Below are 19,352 nucleotides of genomic sequence, written 5' to 3'. Positions count from 1 at the left end.
CACGATTAACCTCAAAAATTGGGATATATCATCGGCATGGGCGGTGAAATTCGTGATCAACCACTCACTTGCAACCTTCTCTCAAGCGAAATATAGGTTAATCGATATATCTTGATGGCACGATCATGACTGGACCCACACCATGAGCAATGTGACTGTTGCAGATATTGCCCGCCACTTGGGCGTTTCCACCGCCACCGTCTCCATGACCCTGCGCAACAAGGGACGCATTTCCGACCACACTCGCCAGCGGGTACTCAAGGCCATCGACGAGCTCGGCTATGTTTACAACCAGACTGCCGCCAACCTGCGCAACAAGAGCAGCAATCAGGTTGGCCTGTTGCTGCACGACATTACCAACCCCTTCTATGCAGAGATGACAGCGGGCCTGAGCCGGGAGATGGAACACCACGACCTGATGCTGTTTCTCGCCAACAGCGAGGAGTCGGCGGCAAGGCAACAGCAGTTTATGGATTCGCTGCAACGCAACAGCGCCGCCGGCATGGTGATCTGCGCTGCCCAGCCTACGCCCCACAGCTTTTTCGAGAGCCTGCAACGTCGCCATATGCCCACCATTCTGGTGGTGCGACCGGTGCCGGATGTAGCGATCGACTTTGTCGGCACCGACAACTTTCTGGGCTGTCAGCTGGCGACCGAGCACCTGCTGAAACTCGGCCACCGTCATATCGCCTTTGTCGGGGGCTCCCCCACCTCCATCAGCCGCTCCCAGCGCCTCGGTGGCTATATGAGCAAGCTGCTCGAACACGGTATCACGGCCAAACCGGAGTGGATCATCAGCTGCGGCGCCAGCCGGGTAGAAGGCACCCGCGCCACGACGGCGCTGCTGGAGCAGCACCCCGAGGTGACGGCGGCGGTCTGCTATCAGGACGTGGTGGCGCTCGGTGTCATGCTGGCGCTGCGCAAGCAGGGGCGGCTCATCGGCCAGAACTTTGCACTGGTGGGCTTTGACGATCTGCCGGAGACAGCGCTGGTCGAACCGGCGCTCACCACCGTCTCGGTGGCGGCGCGGGAGATCGGCCGCAAGGCGGGCGAGCTGCTGCTTGAGCGAATGGCCGGCAACGACGAGCCGGCCAAGAGCATCATTCTGCCCCCTACTCTGGTGGTGCGCCAATCTTGCGGCAGCCGCTAACGGGGTCGCTCACGACCCATGCAGGCTGATGGTTAGGTGATTGAGACACTCACCTCGCTGCTCACAACACAAGGTTCCCCTTCCTTCCCTGCGACCACCCGCAGGCCAAACCCCCGCTCTGCCATCAACCGGTAATCATGACCGGCAATGGCAGGCCAGACCGCCAGCGCCGAGAGCTGCGTTTCACCGGTGTTGACGAGTCGATGGGCTACGTAGCCAGGGATATGGTGAATGCTGCCGGCAAAGACCTGCTCCAACCGGCAAACACCGGCCATATCCTGCAACAGCAATAGCCCCCTTCCGCACAACCCGAAGTAGTATTCGGCCTGCTCAGCGCGAGCATGGATATGACCGCGGGTCATGAAAAACTCCTGCCCGACCTGGCCAGCCTCCAGATAGGTCACCCCCATGTTGAGATCCCCCTCGCCACCATTGCCGGGCAGCATGGCAACCCGATAGAGCGGGGTATCAGGCGAGAGCGCGGCCTCGGCGCGCGGGTCGGCAAAAAGCCCCTGCAAGTCAGCCAGGGTGGTGCTCTTCTCAACCAGCTCGGCACAACCGAGTTTGCCGGTCGCAAAATCGAGAATGGGGGGGATCATGGGCGTCATCATCTGCTCCTGGGTATTGGGTTATCGGCGGGCGCAGGTGCGCCCCAGTCACCTCACGCTAGAGGGTTAATCCATTAACCACAAGCAAAACAACGCTTGCACTCTTCCCTTTATCCGGCAATAAAAAAGCGGCCCGCAGGCCGCTCTTGGTTATGACGTGTTGCCGGGTGGCAAAGCTTATGTCGTGGCCAGTTTGGCCTGCTCTTCACCGCGTTTGAGCATGGCGTAGGAGACGCCGGTCAGCAGCGAGCCTGCCGCAATCGCCACGATATACATCATGACGTTGCTGATGGCGTGCGGGATGAACAGCACAAACAGACCGCCGTGGGGCGCCATCAGCTCGCAACCAAACAGCATGGAGAGCGCACCGGTCAGGGCGCCACCCACCATGCAGGCCGGGATGACCCGCATCGGATCCTTGGCGGCAAACGGAATGGCCCCCTCGGAGATGAAGCACAGACCCAGCACGAAGGAGGCCTTGCCCGCTTCCTGCTCCGCCTTGATGAACTTGGTGCGGGCCAGGAAGGTGGCGATCCCCATCCCCAGTGCCGGCACCATACCGGCGGCCATCACGGCAGCCATCGGGGCGTAAGTTTTGGAGGCCAGCAGGCCGACCCCGAAGGCGTAAGCCGCCTTGTTGACCGGGCCACCCATGTCGAAGCACATCATGGCGCCGATGATGACACCCAGCAGCACGGCGTTGGCGGATCCCATGTTGTTGAGGAAGGTGGTCATGGCATTCATGATGCCGGCCACCGGACCACCCACCACGTAGATCATCACCAGGCCGGTAAACAGGCTGGCAAAGAGCGGAATGATCAGGATGGGCTTGAGCGCTTCCAGGGTCACCGGCAGGCGCACCTTGTCGCTCAGGTACTTGGCGCTGTAACCGGCCAGGAAACCGGCCACGATGCCGCCAAGGAAACCGGCGCCCAGCGAGCTTGCCAGCATGCCGCCGATCATGCCGGGAGCGAGACCCGGACGGTCAGCGATGGAGTAGGCAATGTAACCGGCCAGCACCGGGATCATCAGGGCAAAGGCGGAGCCGCCACCGATCTTCATCAGAGCCGCGGCCAGAGTGCCTTCCACCTTGAACGCTTCAATACCGAATACGAACGAGAGCGCGATGATGAGACCGCCCGCCACTACCATCGGCAGCATGAAGGAGACGCCGGTCAACAGGTGCTTGTAGGGGCCTGCTTTTTCCTCTTTCTTGGGCTGGCTGGCGCCACTGTGGCGATAGGTTTTCGCCTCGTTCCAGGCCTTGTCGAGCTCGGCACGGGTTTTCTTGAGCGCTGCGCCTGTGCTGGTGCGATAGACCGGCTTGCCGTCGAAACGGGCCATGTCCACCTCGATGTCGGTGGCGAGGAACACCAGATCGGCGGATGCAATCTCCTCGGCAGTCAGGGCATTCTGGGCACCGACCGAGCCTTGAGTCTCGACGCGGATCTGGTAACCCAGCTGCTTGGCCATGGTCTCCAGCGCTTCAGCCGACATAAAGGTGTGGGCCACACCGGTCGGGCAGGCAGTCACCGCCACGATACGCTTGCCAGCGGCGGCGGGTTTAGCTGCTGCGGGCGCGGCTTGATGACGATAGACGCTGGCACCGCTGGTTGCGGCTTCCAGCAAGGCAGCCGGATCTTGCAGTGCGAGATCCATGCTACCCTGATAGACCCGTTTGCCATCATAGGCGGCGAGATCCACCGGGGCGCTGGCGACAACCAGCACCAGGTCGGCTGCGGCAATCTGCGCCTTGTCCGGTACCTGGCGGGGCTGTACGCTGGAGCCGACGTCGAGGGTGAGTTCCCAGCCAGCCAGTTTAGCCTGCTGTTCTATCCGTTTTGCAGCGAGAAAGCTGGTAGCAATGCCCGCCGGGCAAGCCGTAACCAAGATTGCTTTCATTGGGCATCTCCTGAGTTTTCCATTGAGGGGGTATTGCATTGAACCGGTGCCAGCTCATCCAGAGGCTGTACGCGCACCTGTTCAAGTAAGGGGTTGAGCACACTGATATCGCTAAAACCGACCGCCACCTGACTGACCGCCAAGGCCGAGACGGCGGTGGCCAGCCGCAGAGTCTGCTCCGGCGCCCAGCCAAGGCTGAGACCATGGGCGAGACCGGCGACCAGCGAGTCGCCAGCACCGACCGTGCTGACCACCTGCATCCGCGGCGGAATCGCCTGCCAGACGGCATCCGGGGCAAACCAGATCAGACCATCCGCACCGTTGGAGATCACCACGTTGGGGATGCCGCTGGCCTGCAGCGCGCGGGCACACTCGGCCTGCTCATTTAAGGTTTTGATCGGGCGGCCGGCCCACTGCTCAAGCTCTTCCAGATTGGGTTTGACCAGGGTCGGCGCCGCCTTGATCCCTTCGCTTAAGGCCGCGCCGCTGCAATCGAAGATCACCTGCTTGCCCTTGGCCTTGAGCAGGCGAATAAGTTGGGCGCAGTAATCGGGGGCCACCCCTTTGGGCAGGCTGCCCGCCAGCACGAACCACTCCGCCTGCGCTGCCAGCTCGTCGATGGCCTGCTCAAGGGCGCTCACTTCCCCTTCATGGATAGTGAGCCCCGGCAGGTTGAGATCGGTGACCCGACCGGACTGCTCGGAGATCTTGACGTTGATGCGGGTGCTGCCCGCGACACGGACAAAGTGATCATCCAGCGCACGCTCTGCAAACAGGGAGACAAAGCTCTGCTCATTGTCTGCGCCCAGCCAGCCGGTGACGCCCACGTCGCGGCCCAGATCCTTGAGCACCATGGCGACATTGATCCCCTTGCCCGCCGCTCGCAGGTTGGCCTCGCTCACCAGATTCACCTCGCCCAGGCTCATCGCCTCGAGACGGGTGGTGAGATCGAGCGCAGGGTTGAGGGTAATGGTGACAATCTTCATCAATGCGCCCCCTCGCCCAGACCGGCAGCGATGGCCTCACCGATCCCCTTGAGGGCCGCTTCGGCATCCGCTCCTTCGGCGCGAAACGCCAGACGATGCCCGCACTTGACGCCAAGGCCGATCACTTTCATCAAACTCTTGGCAGAGACTGCCTCGCCGCTGCCATCCAGATTGGCAACCCGGATGTCCGATTCAAACTCTTTGGCTACCTTGACCAGCATGGCGCCCGGACGGGCATGCAGGCCGTGGGGGTTGATGATGGTGAAGGTTTCACTGAGACCGCTCGCGGGGCCCGCTTGCAGCATAGCCAGACCCTCGTTGCCTGCCAGCGTAGCGAGTTGGCCGGCCGCTGCCAGTTTGGCCAGATTATCCAGTTGCGGCAGATGGCTGCTATCTGCGGCACACAGCAGCAGCATGGCGCTGACCGGCAGATCACCACCGCGCAGTTCACTGCTCGGCGTTGCCAGCACCCAACCTGTCTGGGCAGCTTGCGCACGGGCCAGCCAGACTCCCTCGCCCAGATAGGCGGGATCGCTTGCCAGCAGCGCCGTCACCATGGCGGCATCGCCCCAGCCAGCTGACTTGGCGCGCGCGGCCGCTCCCAGCAGCAGCTGGTCGCGATCATCGGCCGGGAAGTCAGCCAGAGTCAGGTATTGCACCTCTTTGGCGGCAGTGGCACCGGTCAGGATGTTGATGATGGTGTCGGTATCGGTAGCCTCTCTCAATTGCGCGGCCGCCTGCTCGTCACCCAGCACATGGGTGAGCTGGCGCAAAATGCCCAGATGCTCATCGGACTTGGCGGCAATCCCGATGGCGACATAGGCAATCTGCCCCTCATCCCACTCGATACCGTTGGGGAACTGGGCCACCATGACGCCGGTGCTCTTCACCAGATGGCGGGTGTCGGTGGTGCCGTGGGGAATGGCGATGCCGCTGCCAAGGTAGGTGGCGTGTTGCGCCTCGCGGGCCAGCATCCCATCCACATAGCCCGCTTCCACCAGACCGGCTTCGGTCAGTTTGCCTGCCAGCAGGGCAATGGCGTCCGACTTGGTCACCGCTGTCTGCCCCAGCAAGATCTGCTCTCGCGCCAACTTCAACATAGAGACTCTCCATCAGGTTCCGGCCGTGCCGGTAGATCACAATTGAACATTCGAGTAACTCGCCAGCTGACAATAGACCCGATCGCTGTTGTCTGTGATCGGTGCCTGATTTTCAGGCCACTGGGTCTCTTCGTTGCTGACAGGCTGAATCGTTTCACTTACACTCAGACTGAATCGTTTCAGCGAATTGATCAAGTACCCACAAAGAGTGCTTTTCAATGATATGATCCCGCGCACACTTTTCGGTGCCCTCACCCGGCAGTGACCGTGGGCCTTGCAACTCAAACAGAGCCAATATGATGAAACTGGATGAAATCGCCGCCCTCGCCGGTGTCTCGCGCACCACGGCAAGCTATGTGATCAACGGCAAGGCCGACCAATACCGCATCAGCCAGGCTACCCGTGACAAGGTGATGGCGGTGGTCACCGCCCACAACTACCAGCCGGACAGCCGCGCCGCCTCCCTGCGTGGCGGCCAGACCAAGACTCTGGGCTTTATTCTGCCCGACCTTGAGAACGCCAGTTACGCCAAGCTGGCAAAACGGCTGGAACAGGGGGCGCGGGCGCAGGGTTATCAGCTGCTTATCGTCTGCTCGGAAGATGATCCCGCCACCGAAAAAGAGTTGGCCCAGATGCTGGTGAGCCGCCATGTGGACGCCCTGCTGGTAGCCAGCTGTCTGCCGCCGGACGACCCCTTCTACGGCAAATTGCAGGTACAAGGCAGCCAGATCCTCGCCATCGACCGGGCCATGGCCGCCGACCAGTTCGTCACCGTCGCCAGTGAAAATGAGAAGGCGAGCTTCGATCTCACCAGCTCCCTGCTTACCCCGACCCTGCGCCATATCGCCTTGATCACCGCGTTGCCAGCGCTCACGATCAGCCAGGAGCGCAAAGCCGGTTTCGAGCAGGCGGTCGCCAGTCACAGCGCGGCTCGCCACCTGTGCGAGGGAGATCACTTCTCCCGCCTAGAGGGGTATCGCCTGCTCAAAGATCTGCACCAGCAACTGGGTCAGCTGCCCGAAGCACTGATCACTACCTCCTATATCCTGATGGAGGGGGTACTCGACTACCTGTTGGAACAAGAGACCGATATGAGCCAGCTCGCCATGGCCACCTTCGGCGATGATCGGCTGCTCGATTTTCTCCCCTTTGGCATCAACTCCCTGCCCCAGCAGCACGATGCACTGGCGAGCCAGGCGCTGGAGCTGGCACTCAAGGCGGTCAATGGCGAATACCAGAGCGGACTGCACTATGTGAGCCGTACCCTCAAGCGCCGCCGCTAACCAAACCGCAGCAGACCCGGTTTGCTGGCAATGGGTGGGTAAAGAGAACAGATGACAATAAGGCTGCCAGCATCGGCAGCCTTATTGTTTCTCTCCACAACCCTGCCCGCACGCTTTGCTTTCTCTGCATGCCTGACCGACTAAACAACCGGTCTCCACACCCCTTTTGCCCCTCAACGCCACGCCAACATCAATACAAGGCCCTCCCCGCTCCCCTATCTGTGCTGCTGCCACTTGGCTTGTCTGTATGTATAAGCCCCCTTGTCAGTCGTTTTTTCGGTGCTTTTTTCTGCAATTAGCCACCACTGTCATCATTTATTTCCACTTATTGCCACAAGCCAGCACAAGATCCGTATAAAAGGGGTTGTCTCTGCTATTTTGATCCGCTAACGTGGCAACCATCTTTTACAGGTGACAGGTTTTAGGTACAGATGTTCCCGTTCCGATATTGCTAGCCTCCGGCCTTATCCCCGGAGGCGCCTGCTGATAACGCCAATTGACCCCTCTTATTGACGTCACTGCTGACACCACCTGTTTGCACTGACACCGCTACGTTCGGATGGATAACATGAATACCAAAACCCTGGGTTGTACCCTGTTGATCGCCGGCACCACTATAGGCGCCGGCATGCTGGCCCTGCCGCTGGCTTCCTCTTCCCTCGGCGGCCCCGCCACCCTGATGCTGATGGTCGGCCTCTGGGCCCTGATGGCCTTCACTGCCATGCTGCAAGTAGAGGCGAGCCTCAACACCGGCAAGTGGTACCTGCACCAGCTGGCGGATCATCTGCTCGGCCCCTGGGGCAAGCGCATCGCCTCCTTCTGTATCCTGATGTTGTTCTACTCACTGGCTTCCGCCTACATCAGCGGCGGCAGCAGCCTGCTGGCACAGGCGCTGGCCGATGCAGGCATGACCCTGACCCAGGAGCAGGCTGCCTGGGCCTTTACCCTGTTGTTTGGCGGCATGGTTTGCGTCGGTACCCGCTCGGTGGATTACCTCAATCGGCTGATGTTCACCGTGAAACTGGTGATCATGGTAGCGGTGCTGGCACTGCTGCTGCCCCGCGCCGAAGGGCAACATCTGCTCTCGATGCCGCTGGGTCAGGGCCTGTTGCTGGCGGGCCTGCCGGTCATCTTCACCTCGTTCGGCTTTCACGGCTCCATTCCGAGCGTCATGCTCTACCTCGGTGACTGCCCCAAGCAGCTGCGCCGGGTCTTTGTCTGGGGCTCTGCCCTGCCGCTGATCCTCTACGTGCTGTGGCAGGTGGCGATCCTCGGTCTGCTCGGCCAGCAAGCCCTGCTGCAAACCGGTGGCGCGCTGGACAGCCTGCTGGCCAACGTCGGCAAGCTGGTAAGCTGGCCTGCGTTTAATCAGGCGATGCACCTGTTTGCCGATCTGGCGCTCGCCACCTCCTTCCTCGGGGTGACGCTGGGGCTGTTCGACTTTATGGCCAAGGCGACCCATCGCAAGGATAACTGGCAGGGCCGCAGCCAGACTGGCCTGATCACCTTTGTGCCGCCCCTGTTGTTTGCCCTCTACTTCCCGCAGGGCTTTATCATGGCGCTCGGCTACGCCGCCATTGCGCTGGCAATCCTCGCGGTACTGTTGCCGGTGGCGCTGGTATGGCAGAGCCGCAAACAAGCACCTGCCCACCACTACCGCGCCCCGGGTGGCGTAGTGGCGCTGGGACTAGCCGCCGCCATGGGTGTGCTGATTGTCGGCGTACAGATCAGCGTCAGCCTCGGAATGCTGCCCGCGCTGTAATCATCCAGCTCCTCTCATACAAATGAAAAAGCCCCGCCAATCAGATTGGCGGGTTTTTTTCTATTTGGGGTCGGCATAACGTTCGCAACATCACGATATGGCGGGTCAATCTGGTACAGATGACTGCTACCCTCAGAGGCAAGCCATTGAGACGCCATGCAATATCAATCAAGTCACTGGCGACTCGACATCATCACACCGGGAGCCAGATACCATGACCATACTGCCTGTTTACGCGGCCCTGCTTGCTCTGCTGTTTGTGTTGCTGAGCATCCGCACCATTCGCACTCGCCATAGCCGCAAGGTAGCACTGGGGCATGGCGATGATCCCGCCATGCTGCGGGCCATGCGGGTGCATGCCAATTTTGCCGAGTATGTCCCCCTCGCCCTGCTGCTGATCTATTTTGTCGAAGCCAGCAGCCAGACCCCCTGGCTGGTCCATTTGCTGGGAAGTGCCCTGTTGCTTGGTCGCGTCTGTCACGCCTTTGGCATGAGTCGCACGCCGGAGAACTTCCGTTATCGAGTCGCAGGAATGGGGCTGACCTTCGCGGTGATCCTGATGAGCGCGGCCCATATCCTGATCACGGCGCTGCTCCCCTGACGTTTTGCCGGCAGGCTACGCTGTCCCACCAAAACCCTGTCTACAGGAAATAGAAAAGCCCTGCCAGATTGGCAGGGCTTTTTCAGTCAACCGTAAAGCTGGGGAGCCAAACTCCCGAGCCGCTTACTGGTTGTGGGTAGCGCGACGGGGGCGACGGGCCTGAGCCGGTTTGCCAGCACCATCAGCCGGACGCTGACCACCTTGCGGCTTGGGCTTGCCACCGTTACCGGTACGCGCGCCACCTGCATTGCCATTAGATGCAGAACGACCGGCACCCTGACGCTGGCCTTGACCTTGCGGGCGCGGCGGGGTGCGGCGCTGCTCGCTCGGATCACGAGGCTCTTTGCGCAGCGGCGCGCCGATACCACGAGCGATGTTGTCCAGGGTCTCGCGGGAGGCTTCAAAACCAGCCACCTGCTCGCACGGAATGTTCTGCTTGGTCAGACGCTCGATCGCCTTGATAAGCTTCCCTTCATCGGCAGCAACCAGAGAGATGGCGTGACCGGCAGCACCGGCACGACCGGTACGGCCGATACGGTGCACGTAATCTTCCGCCACGTTGGGCAGCTCGAAGTTGACCACTTGCGGCAACTTGTCGATGTCCAGACCACGGGCGGCGATATCGGTCGCCACCAGCACCTTGACGCTACCATCCTTGAAACCGGCCAGTGCGCGAGTACGGGCACCCTGGCTCTTGTTGCCGTGGATGGCGGCGGCGCTGACGCCGTTCTTGTCGAGGGTCTCGGCAACGCGGTTGGCCATGTGCTTGGTACGGGTGAACACCAGTACCTGCTGCCAGTTGTTGCTGGTGACCAGATGGCTCAGCAGGCCGATCTTGTTGGCCTTGTCGCACGGGTGAACCAGCTGCTCGATACGCTCGGCGGTGCTGTTGCGCGGGGCGACTTCAATCACCGCCGGGTTATCCAGCAGACCGGTGGCCAGTTCGCGGATCTCATCGGCGAAAGTAGCGGAGAACAGCAGGTTCTGGCGCTTCTTCGGCATCAGAGCCAGGATCTTGCGGATGTCGCGGATAAAGCCCATGTCGAGCATGCGGTCCGCTTCGTCCAGTACCAGGATCTCCACTTCGTCAAACTTGACGGCATTCTGGTTGTAGAGGTCCATCAGGCGGCCGGGACAGGCCACCAGCACGTCCAGACCACGGCGAGTCGCCATCATCTGCGGATTGATGCTGACGCCGCCAAACACGACGTGGCTGCGCATCGGCAGGTGTTTGCCGTAGTTACGCACGCTCTCGCCCACCTGGGCGGCCAGCTCGCGAGTCGGGGTCAGCACCAGCGCACGAATGCGGTTCGGAGAAACCTTGCGCTTGCTCTCCATCAGACGTTGCAGCATCGGCAGGGTAAAGCCTGCGGTCTTGCCGGTCCCTGTTTGGGCCGCCGCCATCAGATCGCGGCCAGCCAGAACGGCGGGGATCGCTTGCTGCTGAATGGGAGACGGGGTGTCGTAGCCTTGTTCGGCAACGGCACGCAACAAGGGTTCGGCCAGACCGAGGGAAGTAAAACTCATAGTTACCTGCTAGGGATAGTGGCGCCGGGGATTTGTGGTGGGGCTCCTCTGCTGAGCCGATGCCATCTCACAAGATCTGGGCCTATTGAGAAAACAACGATTTCCCCGGGGAGCAGAGCAAAGGGGAAAGAATAGAGGCGCAGTCTAACGGAGTTGCCCGGGATAAACGAGAAAAATGTGATGTTCCTCCCAGCACGAACAGAAAAGCCCCCTGCTGCTGCCCGAATAATCCCATTGACCGCTGGCGCACGCACCACACTATTAACTGCCAACATAATATCTGTCTCCGCAGCTCCGGCCCGGACATGCGGGAGACAGGACACATGATAGAAGAACGGGATAACGAGGTTTGGCTATGACCACGCGATATGCTATCCGCAGCAGATGGTCCATTCGGATCGGCCTGCTGCTTATGCTGCTCTCCCCTGCGTTGCAGGCCGACCAGACCCTGACCGTGGCCTGGAGCCACTGGCCCCCTTTCAGTCAGATCGACAACCGGGGCGAGCTGGACGGGCTGGATGTCAGCCTGACCCGCCAGATCCTCACCCGGGCAGGCTTCACCCCCAGGTTTCGCGAGATCCCCTGGGCACGAGCGCTCCATCTGGTGGAGCACGATCAGCTGGATGTGGCGATGGCCGCCCTGCCGCTGCCGGAGCGCCAACAGTACGCCCGCTTCTCGGCCCCCTACCGCCAGAGCGCGTATGTGCTGCTGAGCAATGACCCTATCCCAGGCCATCAGGATCGCTGGGCAAAGCTTGATACCCTGCCCGAACTTTGCCACAGCAAGGGGCTCAAGCTTGGCAAGCTGCGCGGCACTCGCCCCATCCAGCAGATGGAGGAGTGCCCCGCCCTCAAGGAGGCGACCGAGTACAACGCCGATGAGCGAATGATCGATCTGCTGCTGGCCCGCCGCCTCGATGGCATCATCATGGAGTGGCAATATGCCCGCTATCGGCTGGCCCAACTGGGGGCCGAAGGGTTTATCAGCTGCCAGCTGTTGCTGCACCACCAGCCGGTCAGCCTGATGTTTGCCAAAAACAGCGTGAGCGACGCGCAGCTCCTCAAGATCAACGAGGCGATCCACGCCTTGCCCAAAACCCATGGCAAGTTCTCGCCCCCCAACTGTCGCCTCAATGCCGATCCGGGGGCCGCAGATCTGCTGACTCGCACCATCAGCGAACATTGACGGAATAAGCCGCCCCCCGGAAATAGCAAAGGCGACCATGAGGTCGCCTTTGTGTTGGTTACCGAACCTGATCTCCGAGCAGGAGAGATCAGTCGATAGGCAGCAGCGCCGATCAGCGCAGTTGCGGGGTATGGGTCAACACCCCCTGATTCTGGGCGCGATGGCGCAGCAGGTGATCCATCAACACCAGCGCCAGCATGGCTTCGGCGATAGGCACTGCGCGGATGCCGACACAAGGATCGTGGCGACCTTTGGTGATCATCTCGATAGCCTCGCCTTCGGTATTGATGGTCTTGCCCGGCACAGTGATGCTGGAAGTGGGCTTGAGCGCCATGCTGACCACGATATCCTGACCGGAAGAGATCCCCCCCAGAATGCCGCCTGCATGGTTGCTGGCAAAGCCCGCCGGGGTCATCTCGTCGCGATGCTCGGAGCCTTTTTGCTCCACCACCGCGAAGCCGTCGCCGATCTCCACCCCTTTCACCGCATTGATGCCCATCATGGCGTGAGCAATGTCGGCGTCGAGGCGGTCAAACACCGGCTCACCCAGGCCCACCGGCACATTGCGAGCAATGACTTGCACCTTGGCACCGATGCTGTTGCCCTCTTTTTTCAGGTCGCGCATGTATTGATCCAGTTCTTCCAGCTTGCCCGCATCGGGGAAGAAGAAGGGATTCTGCTCAATCTGCGCCGCGTCGAACGCCTCGGCCTTGATGGGGCCGAGCTGGGAGAGAAAACCGGTGATCTCGATGCCATGCACCTGTTTCAGGTACTTCTTGGCAATGGCACCTGCCGCCACCCGCATCGCGGTCTCGCGCGCCGAGGAGCGACCGCCGCCGCGATAGTCGCGCTGACCATACTTCTGGTGATAGGTGTAGTCAGCGTGACCCGGCCGGAACAGATCCTTGATGTCGGAGTAATCCTTGGAGCGCTGATCGGTATTTTCGATAAGCAGCCCGATGGAGGTGCCGGTGGTCTTGCCCTCGAACACCCCGGAGAGGATCTTCACCTCGTCCGGCTCACGGCGCGGCGTGGTGTAGCGGGAGGTGCCCGGCTTGCGCCGATCCAAGTCTCCCTGCAGATCCGCTTCGCTTATCTCCAGCCCCGGCGGACAGCCATCGACCACGGCCCCCAGCGCCAGGCCGTGGCTCTCGCCAAAGGTGGTGACCCGAAAGAGTTGACCAAAACTGTTCCCTGCCATGCGCGCTCCTGCTTAGTTCTTGTAGATGGCGAAATGATCCTGATACTGCACCAGCTCGTCACGGGTCATCACAAAGACACCGTGTCCGCCGTTTTCGAATTCAACCCAGGTAAAGGGGATCTCGGGGAACTGGGCTTCCAGATGGATCATGCTATTGCCCACTTCGACCACCAGCACACCGTTATCCTTGAGGAAGTCGGCCGCATGAGCCAGCAGACGCTTGGTCAGCTTGAGGCCGTCGGAGCCGGACGCCAGCGCCAGCTCGGGCTCGTGACGGAATTCATCCGGCAGATCCGACATGTCTTCGGAGTCCACATAGGGCGGGTTGGAGACGATGAGATCGTACTTGTCACCCGCCGGCAGATCGCGGAACAGATCAGAGCGGATCGGAATGACCTGCTGCTCCAGCCCGTGATCGTTGATATTGCGCTCGGCCACGTTCAGCGCATCGACGCTGATGTCGATGGCATCCACTTCCGCTTCCGGGAACTCGTGAGCCATGATGATGGCGATACAGCCGGAGCCGGTGCACAGGTCCATGATCCGGGTCGGTTCATGTTTGAGGAACGGCGCGAAACGGTTGGCCACCATCTCGGCAATCGGGGAACGGGGAATGAGCACCCGCTCGTCCACGTAGAACTCCCAACCGGCATACCAGGCCTTGTTGGTCAGGTAGGCGGCAGGTACCCGCTCCTGTACGCGGCGGATAATCAGCTCGGCAATACGGTGACGCTCGCTGCTGGTGAGACGGGAGTGGCGCATGGCCGGGTCTACATCCGGTGGCAGATGTAACGCGGGCAGTACCAGCTGCACAGCTTCATCCCAGGCGTTGTCGGTTCCATGACCGTAAAAAATCCCGGCGTCGTTGAAACGACTCATGGCCCAACGCAACATGTCCTGGATGGTGTGCATCTCGGCAACCACCTCATCGATAAATATCTTGTCCAAATCCACCTCCAAGTCGAGTAATATCCGGCCCGAGCCCAACTTATGTAGCGGGCAAGACGCATACCTAATAAATGAGCATCCGATGAAAAAAACGCCCTCACCGACAGACGAGGAAACCCTGCTGTTCCGCGATGCGATAAAAGGTACCCGGAAAATCAAGCAAGATACCATAAGGGCCGAGTTACGCCCGGTCAAGCAGAAACGCGAATTGCGCGAAACCCGCGAAAAGCTTGGGGTTGACCACTATTTCAGCGATGAGTATCAACCCTATCTCGACGACGATGGGCCGACCCGTTACGTGCGGGAAGATGTGTCAAAATTTGAGCTGAAAAAGCTCAAGCGGGGCATTTATCCGCCGGAGATCTATCTCGATCTGCATGGCATGAACCAGCAGCAGGCAAAACAGGAGCTGGCAGCCCTGCTCACCCTCTGCCAAAAAGAGAACATTCACGTCGCCTCGGTGATGCACGGCATCGGCAAACATATTCTCAAGCAGCGCATTCCCAGCTGGCTGGCCCAGCACCCCAATGTGCGCGCCTTCCATCAGGCTCCCCGCGAATGGGGCGGCGACAGCGCCATTCTGGTGTTGCTGGATATCGAAGAGTAGTTAGCCAAACGACCACACTATACTGGATATCAATATGTTATTCGCCGTGGAGGTCGCATGTTTACACAAGGTTCCCATGCCGACATAAAGTCATCCCTCGACGCTATCGGCGCTGCCGTGGCGGTATTCAGCCTCGACAAGGATGACCATTTTGTCCTGATATCAGCTAACGATACCTTCGCCAAGTCCTTCGAGATCGAGGTGCTTGGCTGCATTGGCAAACGGCTGAACGAAATGTTTCCCCGTTACATCACCAGCAGTATCGAGCAGCCAATGCACGAATGCGTGAGCCAGCAGACCGGGGTGGAGAGCGAGCTCCCCATCGACAGCCTGTCTCGCACCAGCTGGTGGCGCTTTGTGCTCTCCCCCATCATTCCCGAACAGGCACGGATCAACCGGATCATCGTCACCGCCATCGACATCACCGCCAAGAAGCAGCTGGAAGAGGCGCTCAAGACCAGTCGCCGCCGCTTTGAAGCAGTCGTCAACTCTGCCTATGACGGCATCATCAGCGTCAGCAGCGAATCGCGGATCGAGCTTATCAACACCGCCGCCTGCGAGATGTTCGGCATCGACGAGAGCTATCTTGGCAAGCGGCTGGAAACCCTGCTGCCACAGCGCTTTCGCGCCAACCACGACAGCTACTTCAAGGCTTTCAGCAACTCCCCCATCAATTCGCGCCCCATGCATGCCCGCGCCTCCGTGGTGGGGTTGCGCCGTGATGGCAGCGAATTTCCGCTGGAGGTGACCATCGCCAAGATCAATCTGGGCCAGACCACCGAGATGACCGCCATCCTGCGCGACATCTCCGAGCGGGCGCGACTGGTGGAGGAGCTAAAGGTAGCCGCCACCACGGATCCCCTGACCGGCATTGCCAACCGGCGTCGCTTCGATGAGCTGGTCAACGCCGAGATGCAGCGCTGCCAGCGTTTTGGCCACACCATGAGCCTGCTTCTGATCGACATCGATCACTTCAAGGAGGTCAACGACACCTTTGGCCACCAGCAGGGGGATCAGGCGATCCTGAGCCTGGTCAACCGGATCGGCAAGCAGCTGCGCGAGGTAGACATGCTGGGGCGCTGGGGCGGCGAGGAGTTTATCGTGCTGCTGCCGGAGACCTCGCTGGAGCTGGCCTGGGCCAGCGCCGAGCGGATCAGACTGGCGGTGGAATCGGCCCGCCATGCGCTTTCCGGAGCGCTTGAGGTCTCATTGACCATCAGCATCGGGATCAGCGCCAGCAAGGGCAACCATGACACTGTAGAGAAGATGGTTAGACGAGCCGACACCGCCCTCTATATGGCCAAGAAACAGGGGCGCAACTGCTGCCGCAAAGAGGAGCCGGAGCCGATCTGATGGCGCACGCCCCTGCCCTGAACTGACACTGCTAACCAGTGCCTTCAGAGATAACCAACCGCAACAAACACAAAAAGCAGCGCAACCCTCTTCGGTAGCGCTGCTTTTTTCGTCCTGCTTTTGGTGCACTCTTCAATCACAACCATCAAGGGGACGGCTAAAGCGCAGTGGGCCACCATCAGCCAGAGAGAGCCTCACCGACAGCATGCCACCGTTGGGCAATTGCCACTCGAAGAAGTCATCAAAACCGGCAATCGTTACGGCGCGGATCACCTTGGCGACCACGCCGTGCGCTACCAGCAATACTCGCTCCCCCTCAGTGGTCGAAGCCAGTGCCGTTAATCCCTGCGAGATCCGGGCAATTACCTCGTCCAGGGTTTCACCACCGGGAGGTGCTTCCATCCAGCGCCGGGTGATATTACGCGCCCACAGTTCGGGATATCGCGCCCTCGCCTCTGCCTGCGTCAGCCCTTCAAACAGGCCGACATCCCGCTCACGAAAGGCTGGCGCAAGCTCAACAGGCAATCGCAACTGGCGAGACAAGATGGCCGCGCACTCTCTTGTTCGCAGCAAGGGTGAGGCCAGCAGCCGATCGAACGGCGGCAGAGCCACTGCGACTTCCTCAGCCAAGCGGGAGATCTGGCGCACGCCATCGTCATTGAGCCCGATATCCAGCGCCCCCTGATAACGCCCCTCGGCATTGGCCTGCGTCTCTGCGTGGCGGATCACCACCAGTTCCATGGTGCACTCCTCTTTCCTGCTATCTGCTTACTGGTTAAGCCGCAAGCTATTTCCCTTTCGGATAACGGGGATAATCATCCTGGATCGGCAACCAGGGCATCTGGCTGCAGGTATAAATGTGATAGGTCGGCGTGATCGCCTCAGGATTATCAAGAGACGTGATGGCCAGAGTAAGGTATTCGGGATATTGGGTACTGCAATAGCTGAGAGTAGAGCCACACTTTGCGCAAAAGCCGCGGCGAATAGTCTCCGAGGACGCATACTCGGTCGGTTTACCACACAGCCACCGCACTTGTGCTACCCGAAAATCCATCCAGGCGCCGACAGGTGCCCCTGTTGTGCGCTGGCAATCCCGACAGTGGCAGAAATCAGCAGCAAAAGGTACCGTCAGCACCTTGTAGCGGATAGCTCCGCAATGACAACCACCCTCCATATCGCTTCCCTCATCGATTATTTTGCAATCACTCAAGATTACTTCGCTGGCAGTCAAAAAACATCTGCCGAACTACGCACTTGCCTCCGTAAATAAATGGATACATAGCATATTTACACCGAACATTTTTCAGATCAGTTTCTGTTAAAAACATTGCAAGCAAGGCGATGCGATGGATTGATAGATGAGAAGAATAAACACCTTAATCATAAAGTATGAGAAGAATGGCGTCATGGGTGCACTCTTCGAACAGATCGTTTAGCAAAAAATAACACAATAACTCTCGGAGTTCATCAGGCGGCAAGAATCAAACTGAGACTTAACTATTGCCCATCAATAAAATTTGACACGCCCCGTTTTACGTCAATTTAAACAAGAAAAGTAAAGATGGTTGATAAGTACCGCTACACCACAGCAACCCCGCCACATTAATGGAGCTCGTTTCAATAGCGGCAGCATATTATCCCCCACAGTCAAAATATCTAAAAAGGGGGCCAAGCCCTAATGCCGATCAGTTAAGGATCCATTGACCGATCCTCCTGATGTGTAAAAATCCGAAACCTGTTGATTGGTTTCGGATTTTTTATGCGTATCGTACAGGCTCTCGACTTCCTCCACGCCAGCAATCCCGCTCAGTTTGAGTCACTCTCCGACCTCATTTCCCCCGAGCTCATCACAACTCTGCTCGCCGAAGAGGATGTCGTGACCCTGCGCCGTCGCCGCATGCCCATGGAGCGCCTGGTCTGGGCCATCATCGGCATGGCCATGTTCCGCCATGTTCCGCCATGTCCCCATGATCCAGCTGGTCAATCAGCTCGATATCCTGTTGCCCGGTGACCGTCCCTTTGTTGCCCCCAGCGCCTTCCTGCAAGCCCGCCAAAAGCTCGGGGACAAGAGCATCGAGCGGTTGTTTCACGAGACAGCCTCGCTCTGGCACCAGCAGGCCAATCACCCCGGCTGGGCCGGGCTGCAACTGCTCGCCGTCGATGGCGTGATGTGGCGCACGCCCGATACCCTGGACAATACCGCCGCGTTTGCCAAGCCCGGCACCCAGCATGGCGAGACAGCCTATCCGCAGGTACGCATGCTCTGCCAGATGGAGCTGACCAGTCACCTGCTTGTTCAGGCTGTCATGGAGAGCTGCGCCGTCAACGAGATGGTGCTGGCCGAACAGCTTGTCGCGCGCACGCCGGACCACTCGCTGACCCTGTTCGACAAGGGGTTTTACTCCCTCGGTCTGCTACATGCCTGGCAAACTGCGGGTAGCGAGCGGCACTGGCTGCTGCCGCTCAAAAAGGGCACGCAATACGAGGTGGTACGCAAGCTGGGGCGCCAGGATGTGCTGGTGCGCCTGACGACCAGTCCACAGGCACGCAAGAAGTGGCCACAACTGCCGGATACGGTGGAAGCCCGCTTGCTGACTCGCAACATCAACGGCAAGGAGCGCCAAGTGTTAACCTCGATGGTCGACCCGATGCGCTTCCCGGGGACTGACATCGCTGAACTCTACAGCCATCGCTGGGAAATCGAGTTGGGCTATCGGGAGATGAAGCACAGCCTGCAACAACATCGACTGACCCTGCGTAGCAAGAAGGCGACGGGGATACGGCAAGAGCTGTGGGGCGTGCTGCTGGCGTACAACCTGCTGCGCAGCCAGATGGTGAAGATGACGGCGAGCCTGAAGGGATACACGGCGAGCCAGCTGAGTTTTCACATGGCGTCGATCTATCTTATCCATGAACTGAGCTGCATGCCCTACCTGTCAGCGGGGACTATCCCGAAGCGGGTAGCTGACCTGGAGAAACAGGCGGGGCAGTTTGTGCTGCTGGCACGAAGGGAGCGAAGTTACCCCCGCTGCGTGAAGCCAAGGCCACAGAGGTATAGTGTGAAAAAAGCCAATAAAAACAATGCCAGTCAGGCTTAACTGACTGGCATTAGGGCCAAGCCCCCTCTCCTTATCGATC

General features: G+C 59.8%; 16 protein-coding genes and 1 pseudogene. 8 read left to right on the top strand and 9 right to left on the bottom strand.

What is annotated here, in order from left to right:
- Positions 1-142 precede the first annotated feature (142 nt).
- Positions 143-1,150 (top strand): LacI family DNA-binding transcriptional regulator, encoded by a 1,008-nt coding sequence (locus I6G90_RS04595; RefSeq protein ID WP_197929946.1) that lies wholly within the window; start codon positions 143-145, stop codon positions 1,148-1,150.
- Positions 1,151-1,182: 32 nt separating this feature from the next.
- Here I6G90_RS04595 and I6G90_RS04590 read toward each other — a convergent pair whose 3' ends face one another.
- The 4 genes from I6G90_RS04590 to fruB form a co-directional block, all read right to left on the bottom strand.
- The gene (locus tag I6G90_RS04590) at positions 1,183-1,758 is read right to left on the bottom strand and encodes a glucose-6-phosphate isomerase family protein (protein WP_197929944.1); all 576 of its coding nucleotides are present in this window, start codon (positions 1,756-1,758) and stop codon (positions 1,183-1,185) included.
- A 177-nt stretch (positions 1,759-1,935) separates the two neighbouring features.
- On the bottom strand, positions 1,936-3,660 hold the full coding sequence (fruA, locus tag I6G90_RS04585) for a PTS fructose transporter subunit IIBC (protein ID WP_197929942.1): 1,725 nt from the start codon (positions 3,658-3,660) through the stop codon (positions 1,936-1,938).
- The gene (gene pfkB, locus I6G90_RS04580) at positions 3,657-4,646 is read right to left on the bottom strand and encodes a 1-phosphofructokinase (RefSeq protein WP_197929941.1); all 990 of its coding nucleotides are present in this window, start codon (positions 4,644-4,646) and stop codon (positions 3,657-3,659) included. The genes fruA and pfkB overlap by 4 nt, the downstream gene beginning before the upstream one ends.
- Entirely contained in the window at positions 4,646-5,746 is a 1,101-nt protein-coding gene (fruB, locus tag I6G90_RS04575) for a fused PTS fructose transporter subunit IIA/HPr protein (protein ID WP_197929939.1), read from the bottom strand. Before fruB ends, pfkB begins: the two co-directional genes overlap by 1 nt.
- Before the next feature lie 296 nt (positions 5,747-6,042).
- Between fruB and cra the strand changes: the two genes are divergently transcribed.
- The 3 genes from cra to I6G90_RS04560 all read left to right on the top strand — a co-directional run bounded on the left by cra (position 6,043) and on the right by I6G90_RS04560 (position 9,392).
- Entirely contained in the window at positions 6,043-7,029 is a 987-nt protein-coding gene (cra, locus tag I6G90_RS04570) for a catabolite repressor/activator (RefSeq protein WP_197929937.1), read from the top strand.
- Between the two features lie 568 nt (positions 7,030-7,597).
- On the top strand, positions 7,598-8,791 hold the full coding sequence (locus I6G90_RS04565) for an aromatic amino acid transport family protein (protein ID WP_139408576.1): 1,194 nt from the start codon (positions 7,598-7,600) through the stop codon (positions 8,789-8,791).
- A 214-nt stretch (positions 8,792-9,005) separates the two neighbouring features.
- Positions 9,006-9,392, top strand: a complete 387-nt coding sequence (locus I6G90_RS04560; protein WP_197929935.1) for an MAPEG family protein — start codon at positions 9,006-9,008, stop codon at positions 9,390-9,392.
- 123 nt (positions 9,393-9,515) lie between these two features.
- On the opposite strand, the gene I6G90_RS04555 is transcribed toward I6G90_RS04560, so the two are convergent.
- Positions 9,516-10,919 carry a DEAD/DEAH box helicase gene (locus I6G90_RS04555; protein WP_042657388.1) on the bottom strand — a complete coding sequence of 468 codons (1,404 nt, stop codon included), beginning with the start codon at positions 10,917-10,919 and terminating at the stop codon, positions 9,516-9,518.
- A gap of 355 nt (positions 10,920-11,274) precedes the next feature.
- Between I6G90_RS04555 and I6G90_RS04550 the strand changes: the two genes are divergently transcribed.
- Positions 11,275-12,105: a substrate-binding periplasmic protein gene (locus I6G90_RS04550; protein WP_197929933.1), complete on the top strand. Its 831-nt coding sequence runs from the start codon at positions 11,275-11,277 to the stop codon at positions 12,103-12,105.
- A gap of 112 nt (positions 12,106-12,217) precedes the next feature.
- On the opposite strand, the gene aroC is transcribed toward I6G90_RS04550, so the two are convergent.
- Complete coding sequence (aroC, locus tag I6G90_RS04545) at positions 12,218-13,306, bottom strand: chorismate synthase (RefSeq protein ID WP_021230156.1); 1,089 nt, start codon at positions 13,304-13,306, stop codon at positions 12,218-12,220.
- A 12-nt stretch (positions 13,307-13,318) separates the two neighbouring features.
- Positions 13,319-14,254: a 50S ribosomal protein L3 N(5)-glutamine methyltransferase gene (prmB, locus tag I6G90_RS04540; protein WP_058051987.1), complete on the bottom strand. Its 936-nt coding sequence runs from the start codon at positions 14,252-14,254 to the stop codon at positions 13,319-13,321.
- A gap of 82 nt (positions 14,255-14,336) precedes the next feature.
- Between prmB and smrB the strand changes: the two genes are divergently transcribed.
- Positions 14,337-14,861, top strand: a complete 525-nt coding sequence (gene smrB / locus I6G90_RS04535) for an endonuclease SmrB (protein WP_197929930.1) — start codon at positions 14,337-14,339, stop codon at positions 14,859-14,861.
- Positions 14,862-14,918: 57 nt separating this feature from the next.
- Complete coding sequence (locus I6G90_RS04530) at positions 14,919-16,214, top strand: sensor domain-containing diguanylate cyclase (protein WP_197929928.1); 1,296 nt, start codon at positions 14,919-14,921, stop codon at positions 16,212-16,214.
- A 132-nt stretch (positions 16,215-16,346) separates the two neighbouring features.
- Here I6G90_RS04530 and I6G90_RS04525 read toward each other — a convergent pair whose 3' ends face one another.
- Positions 16,347-16,955, bottom strand: coding sequence for a histidine phosphatase family protein (locus I6G90_RS04525; RefSeq protein ID WP_197929926.1), 609 nt, complete (start codon positions 16,953-16,955; stop codon positions 16,347-16,349).
- A gap of 46 nt (positions 16,956-17,001) precedes the next feature.
- Positions 17,002-17,445: a GFA family protein gene (locus tag I6G90_RS04520; RefSeq protein ID WP_232254408.1), complete on the bottom strand. Its 444-nt coding sequence runs from the start codon at positions 17,443-17,445 to the stop codon at positions 17,002-17,004.
- A gap of 528 nt (positions 17,446-17,973) precedes the next feature.
- On the opposite strand from I6G90_RS04520, the pseudogene I6G90_RS04515 reads away from it, so the two are divergent.
- Positions 17,974-19,312, top strand: a pseudogene (locus I6G90_RS04515) (IS4 family transposase).
- The last annotated feature ends 40 nt before the right edge of the window (positions 19,313-19,352 follow it).

Source organism: Aeromonas allosaccharophila (assembly GCF_016026615.1).
Lineage (GTDB): Bacteria > Pseudomonadota > Gammaproteobacteria > Enterobacterales > Aeromonadaceae > Aeromonas > Aeromonas allosaccharophila.
This window is presented reverse-complemented; position numbering and strand designations above follow the sequence as displayed.

Coding starts and splice junctions, on each gene's coding strand:
- I6G90_RS04595 (WP_197929946.1), top strand. CDS start 143: ATGAGCAATGTGACTGTTGCAGATATTGCCCGCCACTTGGGCGTTTCC.
- I6G90_RS04590 (WP_197929944.1), bottom strand. CDS start 1,758: ATGACGCCCATGATCCCCCCCATTCTCGATTTTGCGACCGGCAAACTC.
- fruA (WP_197929942.1), bottom strand. CDS start 3,660: ATGAAAGCAATCTTGGTTACGGCTTGCCCGGCGGGCATTGCTACCAGC.
- pfkB (WP_197929941.1), bottom strand. CDS start 4,646: ATGAAGATTGTCACCATTACCCTCAACCCTGCGCTCGATCTCACCACC.
- fruB (WP_197929939.1), bottom strand. CDS start 5,746: ATGTTGAAGTTGGCGCGAGAGCAGATCTTGCTGGGGCAGACAGCGGTG.
- cra (WP_197929937.1), top strand. CDS start 6,043: ATGATGAAACTGGATGAAATCGCCGCCCTCGCCGGTGTCTCGCGCACC.
- I6G90_RS04565 (WP_139408576.1), top strand. CDS start 7,598: ATGAATACCAAAACCCTGGGTTGTACCCTGTTGATCGCCGGCACCACT.
- I6G90_RS04560 (WP_197929935.1), top strand. CDS start 9,006: ATGACCATACTGCCTGTTTACGCGGCCCTGCTTGCTCTGCTGTTTGTG.
- I6G90_RS04555 (WP_042657388.1), bottom strand. CDS start 10,919: ATGAGTTTTACTTCCCTCGGTCTGGCCGAACCCTTGTTGCGTGCCGTT.
- I6G90_RS04550 (WP_197929933.1), top strand. CDS start 11,275: ATGACCACGCGATATGCTATCCGCAGCAGATGGTCCATTCGGATCGGC.
- aroC (WP_021230156.1), bottom strand. CDS start 13,306: ATGGCAGGGAACAGTTTTGGTCAACTCTTTCGGGTCACCACCTTTGGC.
- smrB (WP_197929930.1), top strand. CDS start 14,337: ATGAAAAAAACGCCCTCACCGACAGACGAGGAAACCCTGCTGTTCCGC.
- I6G90_RS04530 (WP_197929928.1), top strand. CDS start 14,919: ATGTTTACACAAGGTTCCCATGCCGACATAAAGTCATCCCTCGACGCT.
- I6G90_RS04525 (WP_197929926.1), bottom strand. CDS start 16,955: ATGGAACTGGTGGTGATCCGCCACGCAGAGACGCAGGCCAATGCCGAG.